This window comes from Streptomyces rubrogriseus (genome assembly GCF_027947575.1).
GTDB lineage: Bacteria > Actinomycetota > Actinomycetes > Streptomycetales > Streptomycetaceae > Streptomyces > Streptomyces rubrogriseus.
On sequence record NZ_CP116256.1, the window covers coordinates 620,617 to 641,285 of the forward strand.

Annotated in this window: 17 protein-coding genes; 6 read left to right on the forward strand and 11 right to left on the reverse strand. The window is 72.6% G+C overall.

Going from position 1 to position 20,669, the window contains the following annotated elements; genetic code table 11:
* Positions 1 to 24: 24 nt before the first annotated feature.
* A complete protein-coding gene (locus Sru02f_RS02705) occupies positions 25 to 996 on the reverse strand; it encodes a helix-turn-helix transcriptional regulator (RefSeq protein WP_109035024.1) in 972 nt (323 codons plus the stop codon).
* A 62-nt stretch (positions 997 to 1,058) separates the two neighbouring features.
* Between Sru02f_RS02705 and Sru02f_RS02710 the strand changes: the two genes are divergently transcribed.
* The 4 genes from Sru02f_RS02710 to Sru02f_RS02725 all read left to right on the forward strand — a co-directional run bounded on the left by Sru02f_RS02710 (position 1,059) and on the right by Sru02f_RS02725 (position 6,697).
* Positions 1,059 to 2,576, forward strand: a complete 1,518-nt coding sequence (locus tag Sru02f_RS02710; protein ID WP_109034807.1) for an MFS transporter — start codon at positions 1,059 to 1,061, stop codon at positions 2,574 to 2,576.
* Between the two features lie 194 nt (positions 2,577 to 2,770).
* Entirely contained in the window at positions 2,771 to 3,532 is a 762-nt protein-coding gene (locus tag Sru02f_RS02715) for a DeoR/GlpR family DNA-binding transcription regulator (protein ID WP_109034805.1), read from the forward strand.
* Entirely contained in the window at positions 3,529 to 4,476 is a 948-nt protein-coding gene (pfkB, locus tag Sru02f_RS02720) for a 1-phosphofructokinase (protein WP_373103376.1), read from the forward strand. The genes Sru02f_RS02715 and pfkB overlap by 4 nt, the downstream gene beginning before the upstream one ends.
* Before the next feature lie 148 nt (positions 4,477 to 4,624).
* Positions 4,625 to 6,697, forward strand: coding sequence for a PTS fructose transporter subunit IIABC (locus tag Sru02f_RS02725; RefSeq protein WP_109034801.1), 2,073 nt, complete (start codon positions 4,625 to 4,627; stop codon positions 6,695 to 6,697).
* A gap of 34 nt (positions 6,698 to 6,731) precedes the next feature.
* On the opposite strand, the gene Sru02f_RS02730 is transcribed toward Sru02f_RS02725, so the two are convergent.
* The 4 genes from Sru02f_RS02730 to Sru02f_RS02745 form a co-directional block, all read right to left on the reverse strand.
* Entirely contained in the window at positions 6,732 to 7,481 is a 750-nt protein-coding gene (locus Sru02f_RS02730) for a DUF6227 family protein (protein ID WP_164279598.1), read from the reverse strand.
* 168 nt (positions 7,482 to 7,649) lie between these two features.
* Complete coding sequence (locus Sru02f_RS02735; RefSeq protein WP_109034797.1) at positions 7,650 to 8,873, reverse strand: L,D-transpeptidase; 1,224 nt, start codon at positions 8,871 to 8,873, stop codon at positions 7,650 to 7,652.
* Between the two features lie 211 nt (positions 8,874 to 9,084).
* Positions 9,085 to 10,116: a P1 family peptidase gene (locus Sru02f_RS02740; RefSeq protein WP_109034795.1), complete on the reverse strand. Its 1,032-nt coding sequence runs from the start codon at positions 10,114 to 10,116 to the stop codon at positions 9,085 to 9,087.
* Between the two features lie 144 nt (positions 10,117 to 10,260).
* The gene (locus Sru02f_RS02745) at positions 10,261 to 11,493 is read right to left on the reverse strand and encodes a low temperature requirement protein A (protein ID WP_109035022.1); all 1,233 of its coding nucleotides are present in this window, start codon (positions 11,491 to 11,493) and stop codon (positions 10,261 to 10,263) included.
* Between the two features lie 114 nt (positions 11,494 to 11,607).
* Between Sru02f_RS02745 and Sru02f_RS02750 the strand changes: the two genes are divergently transcribed.
* Positions 11,608 to 11,784, forward strand: coding sequence for a hypothetical protein (locus Sru02f_RS02750; protein ID WP_109034793.1), 177 nt, complete (start codon positions 11,608 to 11,610; stop codon positions 11,782 to 11,784).
* A 25-nt stretch (positions 11,785 to 11,809) separates the two neighbouring features.
* Here Sru02f_RS02750 and mscL read toward each other — a convergent pair whose 3' ends face one another.
* The 6 genes from mscL to Sru02f_RS02780 all read right to left on the reverse strand — a co-directional run bounded on the left by mscL (position 11,810) and on the right by Sru02f_RS02780 (position 17,552).
* Positions 11,810 to 12,280 (reverse strand): large conductance mechanosensitive channel protein MscL, encoded by a 471-nt coding sequence (gene mscL / locus Sru02f_RS02755; RefSeq protein WP_109034791.1) that lies wholly within the window; start codon positions 12,278 to 12,280, stop codon positions 11,810 to 11,812.
* 111 nt (positions 12,281 to 12,391) lie between these two features.
* Positions 12,392 to 12,871, reverse strand: a complete 480-nt coding sequence (locus Sru02f_RS02760) for a hypothetical protein (RefSeq protein ID WP_109035020.1) — start codon at positions 12,869 to 12,871, stop codon at positions 12,392 to 12,394.
* Positions 12,872 to 13,120: 249 nt separating this feature from the next.
* Positions 13,121 to 13,963, reverse strand: a complete 843-nt coding sequence (locus tag Sru02f_RS02765; RefSeq protein WP_109034789.1) for an S-methyl-5'-thioadenosine phosphorylase — start codon at positions 13,961 to 13,963, stop codon at positions 13,121 to 13,123.
* Positions 13,964 to 14,093: 130 nt separating this feature from the next.
* Positions 14,094 to 14,423, reverse strand: a complete 330-nt coding sequence (locus Sru02f_RS02770) for an FmdB family zinc ribbon protein (RefSeq protein ID WP_109034787.1) — start codon at positions 14,421 to 14,423, stop codon at positions 14,094 to 14,096.
* Between the two features lie 67 nt (positions 14,424 to 14,490).
* On the reverse strand, positions 14,491 to 15,756 hold the full coding sequence (locus tag Sru02f_RS02775; protein WP_109034785.1) for an MFS transporter: 1,266 nt from the start codon (positions 15,754 to 15,756) through the stop codon (positions 14,491 to 14,493).
* Between the two features lie 248 nt (positions 15,757 to 16,004).
* On the reverse strand, positions 16,005 to 17,552 hold the full coding sequence (locus tag Sru02f_RS02780; RefSeq protein ID WP_109034783.1) for a potassium/proton antiporter: 1,548 nt from the start codon (positions 17,550 to 17,552) through the stop codon (positions 16,005 to 16,007).
* A gap of 314 nt (positions 17,553 to 17,866) precedes the next feature.
* Between Sru02f_RS02780 and Sru02f_RS02785 the strand changes: the two genes are divergently transcribed.
* Positions 17,867 to 20,659, forward strand: coding sequence for a penicillin acylase family protein (locus Sru02f_RS02785; protein ID WP_109034781.1), 2,793 nt, complete (start codon positions 17,867 to 17,869; stop codon positions 20,657 to 20,659).
* The last annotated feature ends 10 nt before the right edge of the window (positions 20,660 to 20,669 follow it).

Here is a 20,669-nt window from a genome sequence, read left to right on the forward strand (position 1 = left end):
GCGGTCGCTGCGTCGGCCCGCCGGTCAGCCGGACCCCGCCGCGCGTCCCAGCCGGGCCCCCAGCTCCCGTACGCACTCCACCAGTTCCGCCGGTTCCCGGACCCGGAACTCCAGGCCGGTCGTCGCCAGCCGGGCCGCGGTCCACTCCACCGGGCCGGACACGGTCGCCCGCACCACGCACGACGCGCAGCCGTCCACCGGCTCGGGCGTTCCCATCCAGTGCGGCAGCAGGGGCGCGACGGCCTCGGCCGGTGCGTGGAAGACGACCGTGATCTCGTAGGAGTCGTGCCGCCGCTGCATCGAGCGCCGCAGGTATTCGGCCGCGTCCCCGGTCGGCAGCTCCCGGGGAGTGAACCGCGCCCCCGTCGCGAAGGGCTCGCTCACCCGGTCCACCCGGAAGGTCCGCCAGTCGTCCCGGTCGAGGTCGTAGGCGACCAGGTACCAGCGCCGCCCCGTGGAGACCAGCCGGTACGGCTCCGTCGAGCGCCGCGTCCCGGTGCCGTCCGCCGCGCGGTAGGCGAACCGCAGCCGCTCGTGCCCGGCCACCGTCGAGGCCATCACGGTCAGCGTCTCGGGCGCGATGCTGGGCCCGTCCCCGCTGGTCAGCGGCGTGGTCGCGGACTGGAGCGTGGTGACCCGGTGCCGCAGCCGCGAGGGCAGCACCTGCTCCAGCTTGGCCAGGGCCCGCACCGACGCCTCGTCCAGGCCCTCGACCGCGTGCCCCGCGCCGGCCCGCAGCCCGACCGTGATGGCCACCGCCTCCTCGTCGTCGAGGACCAGCGGCGGCATCGCCTTGCCCGCCACCAGCCGGTAGCCCCCGTCGGCGCCCATCGTCGCCTGCACCGGATAGCCCAGTTCGCGCAGGCGGTCGATGTCCCGCCGGACCGTGCGCCGGGAGACCCCGAGCCGGTCGGCCAGCTCGCCGCCGGGCCATTCGCGGGGCGTCTGGAGGAGGGAGAGGAGGGTCAGCAGCCGGGCCGGAGTGTCCGTCGTCATGTGCTCGAGGATGCCGCACATCTAGGACACGATCCGACCTACTGGCCGCCTACGTTGCTCCCATGACCTTCAAGCAGACCCCGCAACCGGCTCCCGTCCCGCCCGCGGCGGGCGACCGGCGTCGCTGGTTCGCCCTCGCGATCGTGATGACCGCGGCCTTCATGGACCTGGTGGACGTCACCATCGTCAACATCGCCATCCCCTCGATCCAGCGGGACGAGGGCGCCTCCTTCAGCCAGATCCAGTGGATCACCGCCGGCTACGCCCTCGCGTTCGCGGCCGGTCTGATCACCGGCGGGCGGCTCGGCGACATCCACGGCCGCAAGCGGGTCTTCCTCGTCGGCATCGGCGGCTTCACCCTCGCCTCGGCGCTGTGCGGCCTGGCGGCCAACCCGGAGATGCTGGTGGCCTCCCGCATCCTCCAGGGCGGCATGGCGGCGCTCATGGTGCCGCAGGTGCTGTCGATCGTGCACGCCACCTTCCCGGCGCACGAACGCGGCAAGGTCTTCGGGCTGTTCGGCGCCATCGTGGGTCTGGGGGCCGTCTCCGGCCCGCTGCTGGGCGCCCTGCTCACCGAGTGGAACCTCTTCGGCCTCGAATGGCGGCCGATCTTCCTCATCAACCTGCCGGTCGGCATCGCGGGCCTCGTCCTCGGCAGCCGCTTCATCACCGAGTCCAAGGCGCCGCGCGCCCTCCGGCTGGACCTGGTCGGGGTCGCGCTGGTCACCCTCGGCCTGCTGATGCTGATCTACCCGCTCACCCGGGGCGAGGAGCTGGGCTGGCCGCTGTGGGGGTACCTGTCGATGGCCGGCTCGCTGGTGGTCCTCGGGGTCCTGGTCGCCTACGAGCGGCGCAAGAGCGCGCGGGACGGTTCGCCGCTGGTGGAGCTGTCGCTGTTCAGGGTGAAGAGCTTCGCGGCCGGGATCGCCGTGCAGACCGTCTTCGGGGTCGCGCTCGGCGTCTTCTTCCTGGTGTGGACGCTGTACATGCAGTTCGGCCTCGGCTGGAGCCCGCTGCGGGCCGGTCTGACCGGCGTGCCGTTCTCGATCGCCGTGTCCACGGCCGCCGGGATCTCGGTGCAGAAGCTGGTCCCGCGCTTCGGGCGCAAGGTGCTCCAGACCGGCGCGCTGGTGATGGCGGCCGGAGTGCTCCTCTACATGTGGGAGTCCGGGCGCTACGGGCTCGCCATCACCTCCTGGCAGATGGCGCTGCCGCTGGTCGTGATGGGCCTCGGCATGGGCCTGATCGTCGCGCCGCTGACCGACGCGGTCCTCTCCCAGGTGCCGCGCGAGCACGCCGGAGCGGCGTCGGGGCTCATCAACACCGTGCAGCAGATGGGCAACGCGCTCGGGCTCGGGCTGGTGTCGGTGGTCTTCTTCGGCACGATGAGCGACCGCCTCACCCCCGACCGCATCGGTCCCGCCTACGTGGACGCCTTCCAGAACGCGCTGGGCTGGGTGGCCGCGGTGCTGGCCGTCATCTTCCTGCTGATGTTCGCGCTGCCCCGGCGGCCGGCCCAGCACGTCGAAGGCGGCCCGGCCGAGGACCGCGCGGAGGAGCAGGAGCCCGCGCTGGTCTGAGACCGCGGACGCGCGAAGGGACGGTGGGCAGTGGGCGGGTCCGGCACGGAGGTGCCGGACCCGCCCTCTCATGCCGATGCCCGTTCATGCCTGCTTGGGTCCGAGTGTTTCTGTTTCCTGTTTACATTCCGGACAACCAGGCGTAGCCTCCCAGCGAAACCACAGGTTCGGGCATCGGTCGGAGGTGAACGGTCATGTACGCACCGGAGCGGCAGCAGGAGATCCTCCGGCTCGCCCGGGACGGCGGCCGGGTGGACGTGGTGTCGCTGGCCGAGGAGTTCCAGGTGACGGCGGAGACCATCCGCCGCGACCTCAAGGCGCTCGACCGCGCGGGGCTGCTCCGCCGGGTGCACGGCGGCGCGATCCCGGCCGGCCGGCTCGACTTCGAACCCGACCTCGCCGAGCGCGAGTCCACCGCCGCCGACGAGAAGGACCGCATCGCCAGGGCCGCCCTCGCGGAACTGCCGGCCGAGGGCACGCTGATCCTCGACGCCGGTTCCACGGTGGCCCGCATGGCCGCGGCGATCCCGCCGGACGCCTCGCTGACCGTGGTCACCCACAGCCTGCCCATCGCGGCCCGCCTCGCCGACCACCCCGGCATCCAGCTCCACATCGTCGGCGGGCGCGTGCGTCACCGTACCCGCGCCGCCGTGGACGCCTGGGCGCTGCGCGCGTACGGCGAGATCCGCGCCGACGTGGCCGTGGTGGCGGCCAACGGGTTCTCCGTGGAGCACGGACTGACCACCCCCGACCTGGCCGAGGCAGCCGTCAAGCGGGCCGCCCTGACCGCCGCCCGGCGCGTGGTGCTGCTCGCCGACTCCTCCAAGTACGCCCAGGAGCACTTCGCCCGCTTCGGCGCCCTCGGCGACGTGGACCTGCTGATCACCGACAAGGGACTCACCCCCGAGGACGCGGGCGACATCGAGCGCGCCGGCACGGAAGTAGTACGCGCATGATCCTGACCGTCACCCCCAACCCGTCGCTGGACCGCACCTACGAGGTGCCCTCCCTCGACCGCGGCGAGGTCGTCCGCGCCACCGGCGAGCGGGTCGACCCCGGCGGCAAGGGCGTGAACGTCTCGCGCGCGGTGACCGCCGCCGGACGGCGCACCGTCGCGGTGCTGCCGCTGGGCGGAGCACCGGGCGCCCTCGTCGCCGACCTGCTCGACGCGCAGGGCATCGAGGTCGCGGCGGTCCCGATCACCGGACCCACCCGGTCCAACATCGCGCTCGCCGAGGCCGACGGCGTCCTGACGAAGATCAACGCGCCGGGTCCCGAACTCACCCCGGCCGAACGGGAACTGCTCCTGGAGACCGTGCGCCGCCAGTCGCCCGGCGCGGACTGGATCGCCTGCTGCGGCAGCCTCCCCCGCGGCCTGGCCCCCTCCTGGTACGCCGACCTGGTCGCCCGCGCGCACGCCGCCGGCGTCCGCATCGCCCTGGACACCTCCGGACCGGCCCTGCTGCGGGCGCTGCGCGAGCGGCCCGACGTGGTCAAGCCGAACGCCGAGGAGCTGGCCGAGGCCGTCGGGCGTCCGCTGGCCACGGTCGGCGACGCGGTGAAGGCCGCCGAGGAGCTGCGGGAGCTGGGCGCCCGGTCGGTGCTGGCCAGCCTGGGCGCCGACGGGCAGCTGCTCGTGGACGACGCGGGCACCTGGTTCGGCACCGCCCGCGTGGACGCCGTACGCAGCAACGTCGGCGCCGGGGACTCCTCCCTCGCCGGTTTCCTCGTCGCCGGCGGGACCGGGCCCGGCGCCCTCGCCTCCGCCGTCGCGCACGGCGCCGCCGCCGTCCAGCTGCCCGGCAGCGTGATGCCGACGCCGCACGACCTGGACCCGGCCGCCGTGACGGTCACGGCCGAGGTGCCCGTCGACCGCGTACTGGGGGAGCTGGCGCCATGACTCCCCGCCTCGCCCACCGCCCCCTCCCCGCGGCCGCCCCCGTCCCCCACCGCTGTGCCCCCGACCCCCACCGCTGTGCCCCCGTCCCCCTCCCCGCCCCCGCCCCTCACCCCACGTTCCGGGCGATACGCGAGCTAAGGAGCCCGCGATGAGCGACATGATCACCGCGGATCTGGTCGACCTCGACCTGTCCGCCGACACCAAGCAGGCGGCGACGCGCGCCCTCGCGGAGCGGATGGTGGCCCTGGGCCGGGTGACCGACCTGGAGGGCTTCCTCGCCGACGTGGCCGCCCGTGAGGCGCAGATGCCGACCGGCCTCGACGGCGGGATCGGCATCCCGCACTGCCGCAGCGAGCACGTCACCGAGCCGACGCTCGCGTTCGGACGCAGCACGGCAGGCGTCGACTTCGGGGCGGCGGACGGACCGGCCGACCTGATCTTCCTCATCGCCGCTCCGGCGGGCGCCGACGACGCCCACCTGACGATCCTCTCCTCGCTGGCCCGGCAGCTGATGAACGCCGGGTTCACCGCCGCGCTGCGCTCGGTGGGCGACGCGGCGGCCGCCGCCGCGCTCATCCGCGGGGAGGAGCCGGCCCCGGCCGAGGACGCTCCCGAGGAGACCGAGGAGACCGAGGACACCGGGGTGGTCTCGGCGGCGGCCTCCGCCGAGGCCGCCCCGGGCAGCACCGGTGCGGATTCCGGCCGGCCCGGGCGCCCCTTCCGCATCGTCGCCGTCACCTCCTGCCCCACCGGCATCGCGCACACCTACATGGCGGCCGAGTCGCTGGAGAACGCGGGCCGCGAGGAGGGCGTCGAGGTCGTCGTCGAGACGCAGGGCTCGGCCGGCTTCACCCGGCTCGACCCGGCGGTGATCGCGGCGGCGGACGGCGTGATCCTCGCCCATGACGTCGCCGTGCGCGAGAAGGACCGCTTCGCCGGGAAGCCCACCGTCGACACCGGCGTCAAGGCCGCCATCAACCGGCCGGGCGAGCTGATCGGCGAGGTCCGCGCCAAGGCGGCCCGCGGCGAGGTCACCTCCGCCTCCCCGGGCGCGACCCCCGTCGAGCGCGGCGGCGAGTCCGGCGAGGGCTACGGCACCAAGCTCCGCAAGTGGCTGATGTCCGGCGTCAGCTACATGGTCCCGTTCGTCGCCGCGGGCGGTCTGCTGATCGCCCTGGGCTTCGCGATCGGCGGCTACGAGATCAACAAGGCGCCCTCCGTGATGGACCACTTCGTGTGGACCCAGGCGGACAGCTGGGCGGCGCTGCTCTTCCAGATCGGCGGCGTGGCCTTCGCCTTCCTGGTCCCGGTGCTGGCCGGCTACATCGCCTACGGCATGGCCGACCGGCCGGGCCTGGTCCCCGGCTTCGTCGGCGGCTCGATCGCGCTGACCATCAACGCCGGCTTCCTCGGCGGTCTGGCGGCAGGACTGATCTCCGGTGCGGTGGTGCTGGCGATCCAGCGGGTGCCGATACCGAAGGCGCTGCGCGGCATCATGCCGGTGGTGGTGATCCCGCTGGTCTCGGCGGCGGTCGTCGGGTTCCTGATGTTCGTCGTGATCGGCAAGCCCATCGCGTCCGCGCAGTCGGCGATGACCGACTGGCTCAACGGCCTGTCCGGCGCCAACGCGGTCCTGCTCGGCGCGCTGCTCGGCCTGATGATGTGCTTCGACCTCGGCGGCCCGGTCAACAAGGTCGCCTACACCTTCGCCACCGCGGGCATCGCGGTGGCGAGCCCCAGCGACTCGGCGATGAAGATCATGGCGGCGGTGATGGCGGCCGGCATGGTCCCGCCGCTGGCGATGGCCCTGGCCACCACCGTGCGCGGCCGGCTCTTCAACGCCGCCGAGCGCGAGAACGGCAAGGCCGCCTGGGTGCTGGGCGCCTCCTTCATCTCCGAGGGCGCGATCCCGTTCGCCGCGGCCGACCCGCTGCGCGTCATCCCGTCCTCGATGGTGGGCGGCGCGGTCACCGGCGCCCTGTCGATGGCCTTCGGTGCGACGCTGCGCGCCCCGCACGGCGGCATCTTCGTGGTCCCGCTGATCGGCAACCCGCTGCTCTACCTGGTCGCCGTCGCGGCCGGGGTGTGTGTCACCACCGCCCTGGTGATCGTCCTCAAGGGGCTGCGCAAGCCGGTGCCGGGCACCTCGGCCCAGGGACCCGGCGGGGGCGCGGACCCGTCGTCCCCGACGCCGGGCGCGAAGCAGGCGGTGGCCGCGTAGGGCAGGACTCGACGGGCCGGCGGAGCGGGGCGCGCTACGGGGAGACCTGGGCCGCGCGCCGCTCCATCGCCCGGCGGGCCGTGTCCTCGCTGTCGTAGACCTCGCACATGTGCCGCCCGTCCGGGGTGGCCGTGTGCTCGACCTCCCACAGGGAGACCTCCACGCCGTCGCGCAGCAGGAACGCGTGCTCGTAGAGCGAGAAGCCGACCCGGGCCCGGCCCGCGCGGCCGGGACCGCCGAATGCCTGGGTGATCTGGTGCCCGCACGCCGTCGACAGCCGGGCGGCGAGGTCGGCGTCCGGACGGTCCGCGTTCTCCGCGCGGCGCAGCAGCCTGCGGGCGTGGTCCGCGGAGGCGTCGGGGACGTAGGCGTGGCGCGGGGCCGGGACCGGCGACAACTGCACCTGCACCGGCAGTTCGAAGTCCGGGGCCTCGGGCGGCAGGGCCAGCCGGGAACCCGCGGCGCGCAGCTCCTCCTCGTCCAGGTAGACCTCGTGCTGCGGCTCGCTGCCCGGGGCGGTGTTGTGGACCAGCTCCCACAGCGTGAGCGCCGAACCGTCGGCGAGCAGCCAGGTGTGCCGGTACGTCTCGCGGTGCAGTCCGGCGCTGTGGTGCGCGGAGTGCAGCGAACCGTCGTGCGCCAGCGCGCAGTCCAGCCGCCGTATCGTCTCGTCGGGCAGCTCGAACGAGTTCAGGGCGCGTCCGAGCAGCCGCATGAGGTGCTCCTCCGGAGACTCGGGCGACTCGGGTGGTTCGTACGCTGCCGTCTCGTACGGAACGCTCAAGGTTTCTCCCGGCGTTGCTGCATGTCACCTTGTGGGTGCATACCGTAGCCCCTCGGTCGGACATCATGTCCGGGAACCGAGAAAACGTACGCACGAAAAACGCGGGGGCCGCGCGAAAAGTTTCCGCGCGGCCCGACGAACCGTCAAAAAACCCTGGTCACAAGCCGATCAGGCCGCGCTTTGGGCGGTCCACTCGCTCCAGGGCATGTTCCAGCCGTTGAGTCCGTTGTCCGGCGCGACCGTGTCGTCCGGGGAGTTCTTGACGACGACGACGTCCCCGACGAGCGAGTTGTCGTAGAACCACTTGCCCGGGGTGTCGCCCTGCGCGCCCTGCGCGTCCGCCAGTCCGACGCAGCCGTGGCTGGTGCCCTGGGCGCCGAAGGGCGGGTTGCCGCGGTTGTACCAGTAGTTGCCGTGGATGAAGGTGCCCGACTGGCTCAGCCGCATCGCGTGCGGCACGTCCGGGATGTCGTACTCGCCGCCGAACCCGACCGTCGACCCGTTCATGCGCGTCTGCTCGGACTTCTCCGAGATCACCATCTGCCCGTTGTACGTCGGGTTCGCGGCGCTGCCCGCCGAGATCGGGACCGACTTGAGGGTCTTGCCGTCGCGCACCACCGTCATGGTCTGCGTGTTCGCGTCCACCGTGGAGACCTGCGCGCGGCCCACGGTGAAGGTCACGGTCTTCTTCTGCACGCCGTAGAGGCCGTTCGCGCCCTCCACCCCGTCCAGGTCGATCTTCATCGTGACCTTGGAACCGGCCTTCCAGTACTCCTCGGGCCGGAAGTCGAGCCGCTGCCCGTCGAACCAGTGCCCGACCACCTCCTGCCCGCTGCTGGAGGTGACCGAGATGTGCGACTGCACGCTCTTCCGGTCGGTGATCGCCTTGTCGAACGTGAACGACACCGGCATCCCCACCCCGACCGTGCTGCCGCCGTCCGGGGTGTACGTGCCGACGAAGCTGTTGTCCGAGGAGACGGTCGTGAAGACCGAGTCGGCGGCGGCCGGGCGGCCGTCGGCGTCCTTCGCCCGCGCCGTGATCCGGTACTTCGTGCCCCGCTCCAGCTGCTCCTTCGGCTTCCAGCTGCCGCCGTCGCCGGACACCGCGCCCGGTACGGCGGCACCGCTCTCGGCCACGGTCATCTTCACGTCGGTGAGCTTGCCGTCGCTTACCTTCACCCCGGTCGAGTTGATCGAGGCGCCGGTCGACCCGTCCTTCGCCGAGATCACGAGCTTGGCGACCGAGGTGTCGGCGGACCCGGCGCCGCCCTTGCCGTCCTGCTTGTCGTCGGCGCTGGCGCTCCCGCCGCAGGCGGTGAGGGTGAGGGCGCCGACCACCAGGGCGGCACAGGCCCCCAGTACGCGCCGCTTGGCTATGTCCGGCGTTGTCACGGGCTGCTCCAGGTTCGGGTGTTGTGCGATGTCCGCTTCAGCCGGGTAGAGGCGCCCGGCGGCCCGTGGGGTTCCCGCCGGTCGCCGGAAACGCCGTCACGTGACAAAACCCGGACAATCGCAACACGGACGGGTCAACCGGCCGGGGGCGACGGCCGGTTCAGTCCTCCCGGCCCTCCGGTCCGCCCTGCAGCCCGCCCTACATCCCGCCCTACATCCCGCCGTACAGCCCGTCGTACGACGGCCACGCCCCGCCCGGGCCGTCCACCGGCTCGGCGGCCCGGACCGCGCGCACGATCGCCCGCGTCACCACGTCCGCGCCCGCCGCCAGCACCTCGTTCAGCGCGAGCGGCTGCCCGGCGTCGAGCGGACGAGCCCCGGTCGCCAGGGCGAACACCGTGTCCCCGTCGCTGAGCAGATGCACGGGCCGCACCGCACGCGCGATCCCGTCGTGCGCGGTGCCGGCCAGCTTCTGCGCCTGCGCCTTGGTCAGGTCGGCATCGGTGGCGACCACGGCGAGCGTGGTGTTCAGCGGCGGCGGCGCGTTCCTCGCCGCGGCCTCGGCAAGCCGCCGCCCCGCGGCCTCGTGGACCTCCGGCGCCGGGTACTCGACACGTCCGCCGCGGAACAACTCCCCGTACAGCGCCCCGGTTTCCGGATCCGTCACCGATCCCGCCGCGTTGGCCACCACCAGCGCCGCCACCGTGATCCCCGAGTCCAGCACGGTGCTCGCGGTGCCCACCCCGCCCTTCAGCGTGCCGACCACGGCACCCGTGCCCGCCCCGACACACCCCTCGGCCACCGCGGCGCCCGGCGCGCTCGCGTGCGCCGCCGCCACCGCCGCGTACCCGGTGGCCGCGTCCGGCCTGGCCCGGAAGTCGCCCCCGCGGCCCAGGTCGAAGACGCAGGCCGCGGGCACCACCGGCACCACGTGGGCCGGAGCGGGCCCCACCCGCACGCCGCGCCCGCGCTCCTCCAGCCAGGCCATCACGCCCGAGGCCGCGTCCAGTCCGTAGGCGCTGCCACCGGTCAGCACCACCGCCTGCACCTTCTGCACCAGGTTGCGCGGATCGAGGGCGTCGGTCTCCTTGGTGCCGGGGCCGCCGCCGCGCACGTCCACACCGGCGACCGCTCCGCCCTCCGGCGCGAGCACCACCGTCGTCCCCGTGAGCCACCCGTCCCCGGTGCGGGTCGCGTGCCCCACCAGCAGACCGGCGACGTCCGTCAATGCGTCAACTGTCATGCGGCCAGTCTCGACCAGCCACCCGCGACGGCGCGGGAAGCGGCGGGAAGCGGCGGGAGGCGGTTGGAAGCGGCGAGAGGCGGCGGGAGGCGGCTGGAGACGACGGGAGGCGGCCGGAGGCGACGGGCGGGAGGCGGCCGTGCTTCAGGCGGCCGGTGCCGCCGCGCGCCGCTCCCGCTCGGTGCGCCGCGCGGTCAGCGCCACCCCGGCCGCCACGGTCAGGGCCAGGACGATCCCCGCCACGAGCACCGCCTCGGCGCCGAGGAAGGTGCAGCCGAGCACCAGGAGCGCGGCCGTCGGCAGCACGAGCTGCTCGGCGACGCCCACCTTGAAGTGCCGCGCGTGCAGCGCCCACACCGTGAGCAGGAACACCGCCGTCGGCACGGTCACCGCCGCGGCCGCGGCCACCGCGGAGATGTGCGCCTTGCCCACGGCCTGCTCCACCGTCACCTCCAGTCCTGCGCCGATCGCCGCCGCCGATGCGAACACCAGGTAGTGGCCGTAACCCCACAGGAAGGACTGTCTGCTGGACCTCAGATAACTGTGCACGGGCACCACGAAGTAGATCCACCAGGCCGCGAAGACGATCAGCAGTCCGCCGGCCGCGATCGGGAGGACCTCGCCCAGCGCGTCGTTCTCCTCGATGCCCGACTTCACCGCGACCGTGGCCGCGGCGATGGTCTCGCCGAGCACGATGATCGTGAGCAGCCCGTACCGCTCGGCGATGTGGTGCGGGTGCCAGGACGACGGGTGCTTGCGCTCGGCGTACGCCGGAACGCACAGCTCCAGCACCACCATCACCAGGAACAGCCAGCCGCGGTCGTCCTCCGGCAGGAACAGGATCCCCAGCCAGCCGATCTGGCACAGCAGCACGCCGACCGAGTAGCTCCGGGCCATGGTGCTCTCCGGCGGCGCGGCCGACCGGCCCGCCCTGAGCCACTGCGCCGCCATGGCGACCCGCATGATCAGGTAACCGATGACGACGGCCACCCAGTCGTGGTCCTCGAAGGCCCGGGAGACCCCGGCCGCCAGGACCAGCACCCCGGCGATCTGGACCAGCGTGACCACCCGGTAGAGGACGTCGTCGTTGTCGTACGCGGAGGCGAACCAGGTGAAGTTCATCCACGCCCACCAGATGGCGAAGAAGACCATCGCGTAGTTGAGGACGCCCTCGCCGGCATGGCCCTCCGCGACGGCGTGCACCAGCTGGACGCCCGCCTGGGCGATGGCGACGACGAAGCACAGGTCGAAGAAGAGCTCCAGCGGCGTGGCGGCGCGGTGCGACTCGTGCCGGTGGCGGGCCTTCAGGCGGCGCACCGGAGGGTGGCCGTCGGGCGGCGGCCCGGCGGGCGCGCTCGCGGAGGGGGAACTGGACATCATGGCTCCCAGCACAGCAGAGACGGTGCGGACGTGCTTGCGCGACCCCCCGTCCGCCGCGGTGGACGGGGGCGCGGGGAACGGCGTCCACGGGGCGAGCCGTACCCTGGACGCATGAGTACCACCCCCGAACCGGAGCCCGGCGCCCCCCGGCCCGCGCTGGTCTTCGACGACCCGCTGGACCAGCAGAGCTCGGACGACACCGACCGCGGCTGGGGCGAGCGGCCCGAGGGCGACAGCGCGGCCGACCTGAAGCGCTTCCTCGACGAGAAGCCGCCCCACCACCTGTGAGCCGCCCGGGCCCGGACCGCCCGCGCTACGAGCGGTCGTGCCCCGAACCGCGCTGTGCGATCAGGGCGTCGCGGATCTCCTTGAGCACCTCCAGCTCGGAGACCTCGATGACCTCCTCGGCGCTCTCCTTCGCCTTGCGGCGGGCCTCCTGCCGGGCCAGGTACTTCGACATGGGCAGCACCATCAGGAAGTACACGACGGCCGCCGTGATCAGGAACGTGAGGGTGGCGCCCAGCACCGAGCCCCAGAGGATCCGCACGCCCGTGGCGCTGTCGCCGGTCCCGGTGCACGGGCCCTTCAGGCAGGAGCTGTAGCTGTCCAGGCTCTGCGTGCCGAACGCCCCGACCAGGGGGTTGATGACCCCGTCCACCACCGAGTTGACGATCTTGGTGAAGGCGGCGCCGATGACGACCGCCACCGCCAGGTCGATGACGTTTCCGCGCATCAGGAAGGCCTTGAAGCCCTGCCAGACGCTCGGCTCGTTCTTCTCGCTCACGGTGGGCGCACTCCTCGCTTGAACAGGTGTAGGAACCAAACGCTCCGCAACCTACGACAGCGTTGGGCCGTCCTGTCCAATCCCATCCCTCGAACGAGGGACTTGACTGGCTCAGCACAGGGTCACCGCCAACCGTTCCGTGGTACCCGCGCCGACCAGCCGGTGGGCGGTGGCACGCGGCACCGAGACGACGACCAGCGCCCCGCCCGCCGCCGGATCCGCCACGGGCTCCGGCACCTTAGTCACCCGCGCACCGCGTGCGATCACCGAGGCGTCGTCCGCACCGCCGTCCCCGGCCGCCACGACGTCGACCCGGTCGCCCGGCCTGAGCAGCCGCACCGTGGCCGCGTCGGCGATGCGCACCGGTGCCGCCACGAACCGGGTGGCGGGCCGCTCGCCCACCGGATCGGCCACCGGATGTCCGCGTGCCCGCCGCGCGTCCTGCCCGCCGGCCCCCGGATGCGGGCCCGCCGCCACCAGCGCTGCGGCCGTGACCGCGAGCCCGGCGGCCAGGGCACGCCGCCGGTGCCGTACGAGCCGGTGCAGCCGATGACGTCCGCCGCGCACCCGCACGGGGGCGAACTGCGGCACCTCGCAGGTGGGCGGCGCATCGGTGCCGGGCGGAAGGGAGAACGGGAAGGAGGAAGCGGAAGGGGAGGGCGAGGGGAAGGGCAGGGCGGGACGGAACACGGGGACCACCACCTGTGACGAGGGACCGGCTTGCGCTCCCACGATGGGGCTTTTCGCCGCGTCCCGCCGAAGCCCGTGGACCACGGACCGGTTGTGGACAACTCCCTCACCGGAACGTGGCGTTCCCCCGGCCTGCGGGCCTGCGCACCCCTACGGCAGCGCGATCCCCGGATCCATCCCGCCCAGCGCCGCCCCGCACGGGCAGTCCCGCTCGCCGGACGCCGGCAGCGCGGCCACCGCGTCGAACAGGACGCCCCGCAGCCGGTCCACGTTCGCCGCGAACACCCGCAGCACCTCCTCGTGCGAGACGCCCTCGCCGCTCTCCGCGCCGGCGTCGAGGTCGGTCACCAGGGTCAGCGAGGTGTAGCAGAGCTCCAGCTCGCGGGCGAGCGCCGCCTCCGGGTGGCCGGTCATCCCCACCACCGACCAGCCCTGCGCCCGGTGCCACAGCGACTCCGCGCGGGTCCCGAAACGGGGCCCCTCGACCACGACCAGGGTGCCGCCGTCCACCGGTTCCCACTCCCGCCCCCGGGCCGCCTTCAGCGCGGCGGCCCGTCCGGTGGGGCAGTACGGGTCGGCCAGCGACACGTGCACCACGTTGGGCACCGTGCCGTCGGGCATCGGCAGCCCGTCGAAGTAGGTCGACGGGCGGGACTTGGTGCGGTCGACGAACTGGTCCGGCACCAGCAGCGTGCCCGGCCCGTACTCGGGGCGCAGGCCGCCGACCGCACACGGGCCGAAGACCTGGCGTGCGCCGACCGAACGCAGCGCCCACAGGTTGGCCCGGTAGTTGATCCGGTGCGGCGGCAGATGGTGGCCGCGACCGTGCCGGGGGAGGAAGGCGACCCGCCGGCCGGCGACCTCGCCGAGGAAGAGGGAGTCGCTGGGCGGCCCGTACGGGGTGTCGACCCGGACCTCGGTCACGTCGTCGAGGAACGAGTAGAACCCGGAGCCGCCGATCACGCCGATCTCGGCCTTCACCTTGTTCGCCATGCCCGCACCCTAACCGCCCGGCACAACGCCGAGGACCCCGTCGTCGGGCGACGACAGGGTCTCGTAAGAAGTGGGTCCCGCGCGGCGGAAGGGAAGGAACCGGGTCCCGCGCGACGGTGGGAGCCGGGTGCTACGCGGCGGTGGTGCCCGCGGAGGAGCTGCCGGAGCCCGACGACGAACCGGAGCCCGACGAGGACGCCGAGGACGAACCCGAGTCCGAGGACGACGACGAAGCCGAGGCCGTCTTCGAGGACGACGACGCCGGCGAGCTGCTCGACGAGCTGCCGCGGCTGTCGTTGCGGTAGAAGCCGGAGCCCTTGAAGACGATGCCTACCGCCGAGAACACCTTCTTCAGGCGGCCCTGGCAGTTCGGGCACTCGGTGAGGGCGTCGTCGGTGAACTTCTGCACCGCCTCGAGGCCCTCGCCGCACTCGGTGCACTGGTACTGGTACGTCGGCACTGTCTTCCTCCTGGCACTCTCACTCGATGAGTGCTAACGACGGTCCATAGTGACCTATTCCGCGGGATCAGTCCACTGCGGCGGGCGCGCGGTGACCGACACCACGTGCGACGGTGCGGCCGTGGGACCGGGTCGCCAGCCGCGACCGGAGCGCCACCAGGACCGCCAGCGCGAGGACCGTGCCGCCCATCGGCACCAGGAACCCGGCACCGTCCCGGACCCGGTCCTCCAGCTGTCCGGCGACGGTCACGGCCGCCGCCTGGCCCAGTGCGACGGCGCCGGTCAGCCAGGTGAAGGCCTCGGTGCGGGCGCCCGCCGGGACCAGGCCCTCGACCAGGGTGTAGCCGGTGACGATGGCGGGCGCGACGCACATGCCGACCAGCAGGCCGAGGCCCGCCAGTACGAGCACCGAGTGCGCGGCCCAGAGGCCGGACGCGGTCAGCGCCAGGGCGGCGTAGCCGACCAGGAGGCGCCGCTGCGGGGCCACCTTCCAGGCGATGGCGCCGCAGGCCAGGCCGGAGATCATGTTGCCCGCCGCGAAGACGCCGTACAGGACGCCGTTGAGACCGGGCTCGCCGATGGACTCGGTGAACGCGGCCAGCGACACCTGCATGCCGCCGAAGACGGAACCGATGCCCAGGAAGGCGACGATCAGCACCCGCACGCCGGGCACCCGCAGCGCGGAAACGTGCTCCACGCGCGCGTGCCCGCCGTCGGCGTCGCCGACCTTCGGCTCGGTGCTCTTCCGGGCGGCGAACAGCAGACCGCCCACCAGGGTGAGCGCGGCCTCCGTGACCAGGCCCGCGGCCGGGTCGACGGCCGTGCACAGGGCGGTCGCCACCAGGGGGCCGAGGACGAAGGTCAGCTCGTCGGTGACGGACTCGAAGGCGGCCGCCGTGCTCATCAGGGGGGAGTCCTTGAGCTTCACGGCCCAGCGGGCCCGCACCATGGGCCCGACCTGCGGCACCGAGGCGCCGGTGGGTACCGCCGCCAGGAACAGCGCCCACAGGGGCGCGTCCGCGAGCGCGAGGACGGTCAGGGTCAGCCCGGACGCCGCGTGCACGAGCACGCCGGGCAGCAGGACGGCGCGCTGCCCGTAGCGGTCGGCGAGCCGGCCGCTGTACGGGGCGAACACGGCCATGGAGACACCGGTGACGGCCGCGGCGGCGCCCGCGACGCCGTAGGAGCCGGTGGTGTGCTGCACCAGCAGCACGATGGAGAGCGTCAGCATGGCGAACGGCTGGCGTGCCGCGAAGCCGGGGAGCAGGAACGTCCAGGCGCCGCGGGTGCGCAGCAGCTGCCCGTATCCCGGACGGGTGACCGTGGATGCCACGGCCCGTGCCTTTCTGCCGCCTGGTAGCGCGGTCCCGCTGCGTGACGGTCGTCGTGCGGGAGCGCCGAGAGCTGTCCACTCGCGCGGACTGCGGTAGATGCCGGAGCCCGCGTGGATGAGGGGGCGATCCGGCCGCCATACGGTCGCGCCAGCTCTGCTTCAGACAGAGGTGGTTCGATCAGGTGCGGCCTTCATCGTACAGGGGGCGGGGGAGGGGCGGCCTGTGAAAGGGAGCACCTCTCGTATGCTCACCTGTGATTGCCTCGGGCGCCCTCGGTGCCTCCGGTGCCGAGCCAGCCGGCCAGCTTGCCGCCGTGGCCGACCGCGCGCAGCCGCGCCTCGGCGGCGTCCCGCACCGGGTCCGTGGCGACCACCAGGAGTTCGTCGCCGCGGCGCAGCCCCGTGGTCGGCAGCGGCACGAAGGACGTCCCGTCGCGGACGACCAGCGTGACGGCGGCCCCGGTGGGCAGCCGCAGCTCGTTGACCTCGACCCCGTGCATCCTGGAGCCCTCGGGGATCGTCACGGACAGCAGATGCCCGCGCAGCCGTTCCAGGGGCGCCGACTCGATGCCGAGGTCGGCCGCCTCGTCGCCCTTGCCCAGGCGCAGCTTGCGGGCCAGCCACGGCAGCGTCGGGCCCTGCACCAGGGTGTAGACGACGACCAGCACGAAGACGATGTTGAAGATGCGGTGGCTGCCCGCGACGCCCTCCACCATGGGGATCGTCGCCAGGATGATGGGCACCGCGCCGCGCAGCCCGGCCCAGGACATCAGGGCCTGCTCCTGCCACGGCACCCGGAAGGGCACCAGGCACAGCACGACGCTCAGCGGGCGCGCCACCATGGTGAGCACCAGCCCGATGACCAGGGCGGGCAGGATGTCGTCGCCCAGCTCGTGCGGGGTGACCAGCAGACCGAGCAGGACGAACATGCCGATCTGGGCGAGCCAGCCGAGTCCGTCGGCGAAACCCCGCGTGGCGGGCCAGTGCGGCAGCCGCGCGTTGCCCATGACCATCGAGGCGAGGTAGACGGCCAGGAAGCCACTGCCGTGGGCCATCGCACCGGCCGCGTAGGCGGCGATGGCGATCGACATGACGGCGATGGGGTAGAGGCCGGAGGCGGGCAGCGCCACGTGCTTGAGCCCCCACGACCCGAGCCAGCCGACCGCGAGTCCGATGGCCGCGCCGATGGCCAGCTCCAGGGCGATCTCGCCGAGGAGTACGTACCAGTGCTCGATCGGTCCCGCCGTGGAGAAGGCGACCACGAGGATGACCACCGGGGCGTCGTTGAAGCCGGACTCGGCCTCCAGCGTGCCCGTTATCCGCTTGGGCAGCGGAATCCGGCGCAGCACGGAGAAGACGGCCGCGGCGTCCGTGGAGGAGACCACGGCCCCGACGATCAGTGCCTGCCGCCACTCCAGCCCGGTGAGGTAGTGCGCGCCCGCCGCGGTCACGCCGACGCTCACCGCGACGCCGCCCAGCGCCAGCGCGGAGGCGGCCGGGAGCGCCGGTTTCGCCTCCTTCCACTTCGTGCCGAGTCCGCCCTCGGCCAGGATCACGACCAGGGCCCCGTAGCCGATGACCTGGACCAGTTCGGCGTTGTCGAACTTGATGTCGCCGATGCCGTCCTGGCCCATGGCGACGCCGATGGCCAGGTAGACGAGCAGGCTGGGGAGCCCGCTGCGCGAGGAGATCCGGACCGCCGCCACGGCGATGAGCAGGACGAGCGAGCAGACGAGCAGGAGCTGGTTGAGGTGGTGGACAGTCAGCGGCCGTTCCCTTTCCCTGGCGCACCGCATGGATCACAGCGCGGGCGAGCGCGCCCGCTCGGCGCGCGAGGCGTGCACCGGTGGTGCACCGGCGCACCACCCCATGGCACACGAATCCGCCATGCTCTGCGGGCAACTACTTCGTTACCTTACCTAACTCTTGACGCTTTCTTGACGCTCGGCTTGGCAAGATCGAACGCCCGTGCGTCCCTGTACCCGACTCCGCGTCAAGGCGGAGCCGGGCCTGCGCCTAGAGTTGCTCCAGCGTTCGGCGTTCCGCGCACGGCGCTCCGTACGAAGCACAGCCCGCCCCTGCCGCTCGTGTTAGGACAGCAAGGACAGCGATGCCCCCCACCACCACCGCCTCCACGGGTCAGCAGGCCGGCACGTCCGGCAGGAAGAAGGGGCGCAAGGGGCGCAAGGGCCGCCTGCTCGTCCTCGTGCTGGTCCTGGCCCTCATCGGCGGCCTCGCCTACGGGGCGTACTGGTCGATCAGCACGGTCCGGGCGTCCTTCCCGCAGACCAAGGGCTCGATCACGCTGGACGGCCTGTCGGGCCCGGTCGACGTCAAGCGCGACGGGTACGGCATCCCGCAGGTCTACGCCTCCACCGAGGAGGACCTGTTCATGGCGCAGGGCTACGTCCAGGCGCAGGACCGGTTCTACGAGATGGACGTCCGCCGGCACATGACCGCCGGGCGCCTGTCGGAGATGTTCGGCAAGAGCCAGATCGACAACGACGAGTTCCTGCGCACGCTGGGCTGGCACCGGGTGGCGAAGAAGGAGTACGACGAGAAGCTCTCGGACTCCACGAAGAAGTACCTCCAGGCGTACTCCAAGGGCGTCAACGCCTACCTGAAGGGCAAGGACGGCGCGGACATCTCCCTGGAGTACGCGGCCCTCGGCTTCACCAACGACTACAAGCCCCAGGAGTGGACCCCGGTCGACTCGGTGGCCTGGCTGAAGGCGATGGCCTGGGACCTGCGCGGCAACATGCAGGACGAGGTCGACCGGGCGCTGATGACCAGCCGCCTGGGCCCCAAGCAGATCGCCGACCTCTACCCGGCCTACCCGTACGACCGCAACAAGGCGATCGTCCAGGAGGGCCAGTACGACGAGCTGACCGAGACGTTCGACGGCGGCGGTGCGTCGGGCGGCGACGAGAGCGACGGCACGGGCACGGGGACCGGCACGGGCACGGGTACCGGCACCGGCACGGGTACCGGATCCGGCAGCGCCCTGGAGGGCCAACTGGCCGGTCTCCAGAACGTCCTGGACAACGTCCCCACCGCCGTCGGCGTGAACGGCAACGGCATCGGCTCCAACTCGTGGGTCGTCTCCGGCAAGCACACCATCACCGGCAAGCCGCTGCTGGCCAACGACCCGCACCTGTCGCCGTCCCTGCCCTCCGTCTGGTACCAGATGGGCCTGCACTGCCGCACCGTCTCCGACAAGTGCCGGTACGACGTCGCCGGATACACCTTCGCGGGCATGCCCGGCGTGGTCGTCGGCCACAACCAGGAGATCGCCTGGGGCCTGACCAACTCCGGCGCCGACGTCACCGACCTCTACCTGGAGAAGATCACCGGCGAGGGCTACCAGTACGACGGCAAGGTGGTCCCCTTCGAGACGCGCGAGGAGACCATCAAGGTCGCCGGCGGCGACTCCAAGAAGATCGTCGTCCGTGAGACGAACAACGGCCCCCTGCTCTCCGACCGGGACGACGAGCTGGTGAAGACCGGCAAGAAGGCCACCGTCGAGACCGCCGCCCCCGACCGCGGCGACGGGTACGGCGTCGCGCTGCGCTGGACCGCGCTCGAGGCGGGCACCTCCATGGACGCCGTCTTCGCCATAGACCGGGCGCAGAACTGGGACGACTTCCGCGAGGCCGCCACGCTGTTCGACGTGCCCTCGCAGAACCTGGTCTACGCCGACGAAGAGCACATCGGCTACACCCTGCCGGGCCGGATCCCGGTGCGCGCCGAGGGCCACGACGGCTCCGTCCCGGCGCCCGGCTGGGACCCGAAGTTCCGCTGGACCGGCGAGTACATCGACCAGGACGAGCTGCCCTACGAGTACGACCCGGAGCGCGGCTACATCGTGACCGCCAACCAGGCCGTCGTCGACGCGGACAAGTACCCGTACACGCTCACCACGGACTGGGGCTACGGCGCCCGCAGCCAGCGCATCACCTCCCTGATCGAGCAGAAGATCAAGGACGGCGGCAAGATCTCCACCGACGACATGCGCCAGATGCAGCTGGACAACAGCAGCGAGATGGCCAAGCTGCTCGTGCCCCAGCTGCTGAAAATCGACATCGCCGACAAGGACGTCCGCGAGGCGCAGAAGCTGCTGGAGGGCTGGGACTACACCCAGGACGCCGACTCGGCCGCCGCCGCCTACTTCAACGCGGTCTGGCGCAACATCCTCAAGCTCGCCTTCGGCAACAAGCTGCCCAAGGAACTGCGGGTCGAGGGCCAGTGCCTGTGGGTCGACCCGGTCAACACCACCGGCCCCGCGGACGAGACCAACAAGGTCCGCGAATGCGGCCAGCGCGACGCCGACCAGGCGCAGCCGGACGGTGGCGACCGCTGGTTCGAGGTGGTCCGCACGCTGATGGAGAAGCCCAAGAGCGACTGGTGGACGACGCCGGCCAACGGCACCCGCAAGGGCGCCGACCACAACCGCGACGACCTGTTCAAGCGCGCCATGACCGACGCCCGCTGGGAGCTGACCGCCAAGCTCGGCAAGGACATCGACACCTGGAACTGGGGCCGCCTGCACCGCCTGTTCCTGAAGAACCAGACCCTGGGCACCGAGGGCCCCGGCTTCCTGAAGTACGCCCTCAACCGCGGCCCCTGGAAGCTCAGCGGCGGCGAGGCGGCGGTCAACGCCTCCGGCTGGAACGCGGCCGGCGGCTACGGGGTGATCTGGGTGCCGTCCATGCGGATGGTGGTCAACCTCGGCGACCTCGACAAGTCCCGCTGGATCAACCTCACCGGCGCCTCCGGGCACGCCTACAGCGCCCACTACACGGACCAGACCGACAAGTGGGCGAACGGCGAGCTGCTGCCGTGGGCCTTCTCGAGGAAGGCCGTCGACGAGAGCACGAGCGACACGCTGGTGCTCAAGCCGTAGCCGGACCCGC

Excerpts from the sequence above, each read along its gene's own strand:
- Sru02f_RS02705 (WP_109035024.1), bottom strand. The coding sequence starts at position 996 with ATGACGACGGACACTCCGGCCCGGCTGCTGACCCTCCTCTCCCTCCTC.
- Sru02f_RS02710 (WP_109034807.1), top strand. The coding sequence starts at position 1,059 with ATGACCTTCAAGCAGACCCCGCAACCGGCTCCCGTCCCGCCCGCGGCG.
- Sru02f_RS02715 (WP_109034805.1), top strand. The coding sequence starts at position 2,771 with ATGTACGCACCGGAGCGGCAGCAGGAGATCCTCCGGCTCGCCCGGGAC.
- pfkB (WP_373103376.1), top strand. The coding sequence starts at position 3,529 with ATGATCCTGACCGTCACCCCCAACCCGTCGCTGGACCGCACCTACGAG.
- Sru02f_RS02725 (WP_109034801.1), top strand. The coding sequence starts at position 4,625 with ATGAGCGACATGATCACCGCGGATCTGGTCGACCTCGACCTGTCCGCC.
- Sru02f_RS02740 (WP_109034795.1), bottom strand. The coding sequence starts at position 10,116 with ATGACAGTTGACGCATTGACGGACGTCGCCGGTCTGCTGGTGGGGCAC.
- Sru02f_RS02745 (WP_109035022.1), bottom strand. The coding sequence starts at position 11,493 with ATGTCCAGTTCCCCCTCCGCGAGCGCGCCCGCCGGGCCGCCGCCCGAC.
- Sru02f_RS02750 (WP_109034793.1), top strand. The coding sequence starts at position 11,608 with ATGAGTACCACCCCCGAACCGGAGCCCGGCGCCCCCCGGCCCGCGCTG.
- Sru02f_RS02765 (WP_109034789.1), bottom strand. The coding sequence starts at position 13,963 with ATGGCGAACAAGGTGAAGGCCGAGATCGGCGTGATCGGCGGCTCCGGG.
- Sru02f_RS02780 (WP_109034783.1), bottom strand. The coding sequence starts at position 17,552 with ATGCGGTGCGCCAGGGAAAGGGAACGGCCGCTGACTGTCCACCACCTC.
- Sru02f_RS02785 (WP_109034781.1), top strand. The coding sequence starts at position 17,867 with ATGCCCCCCACCACCACCGCCTCCACGGGTCAGCAGGCCGGCACGTCC.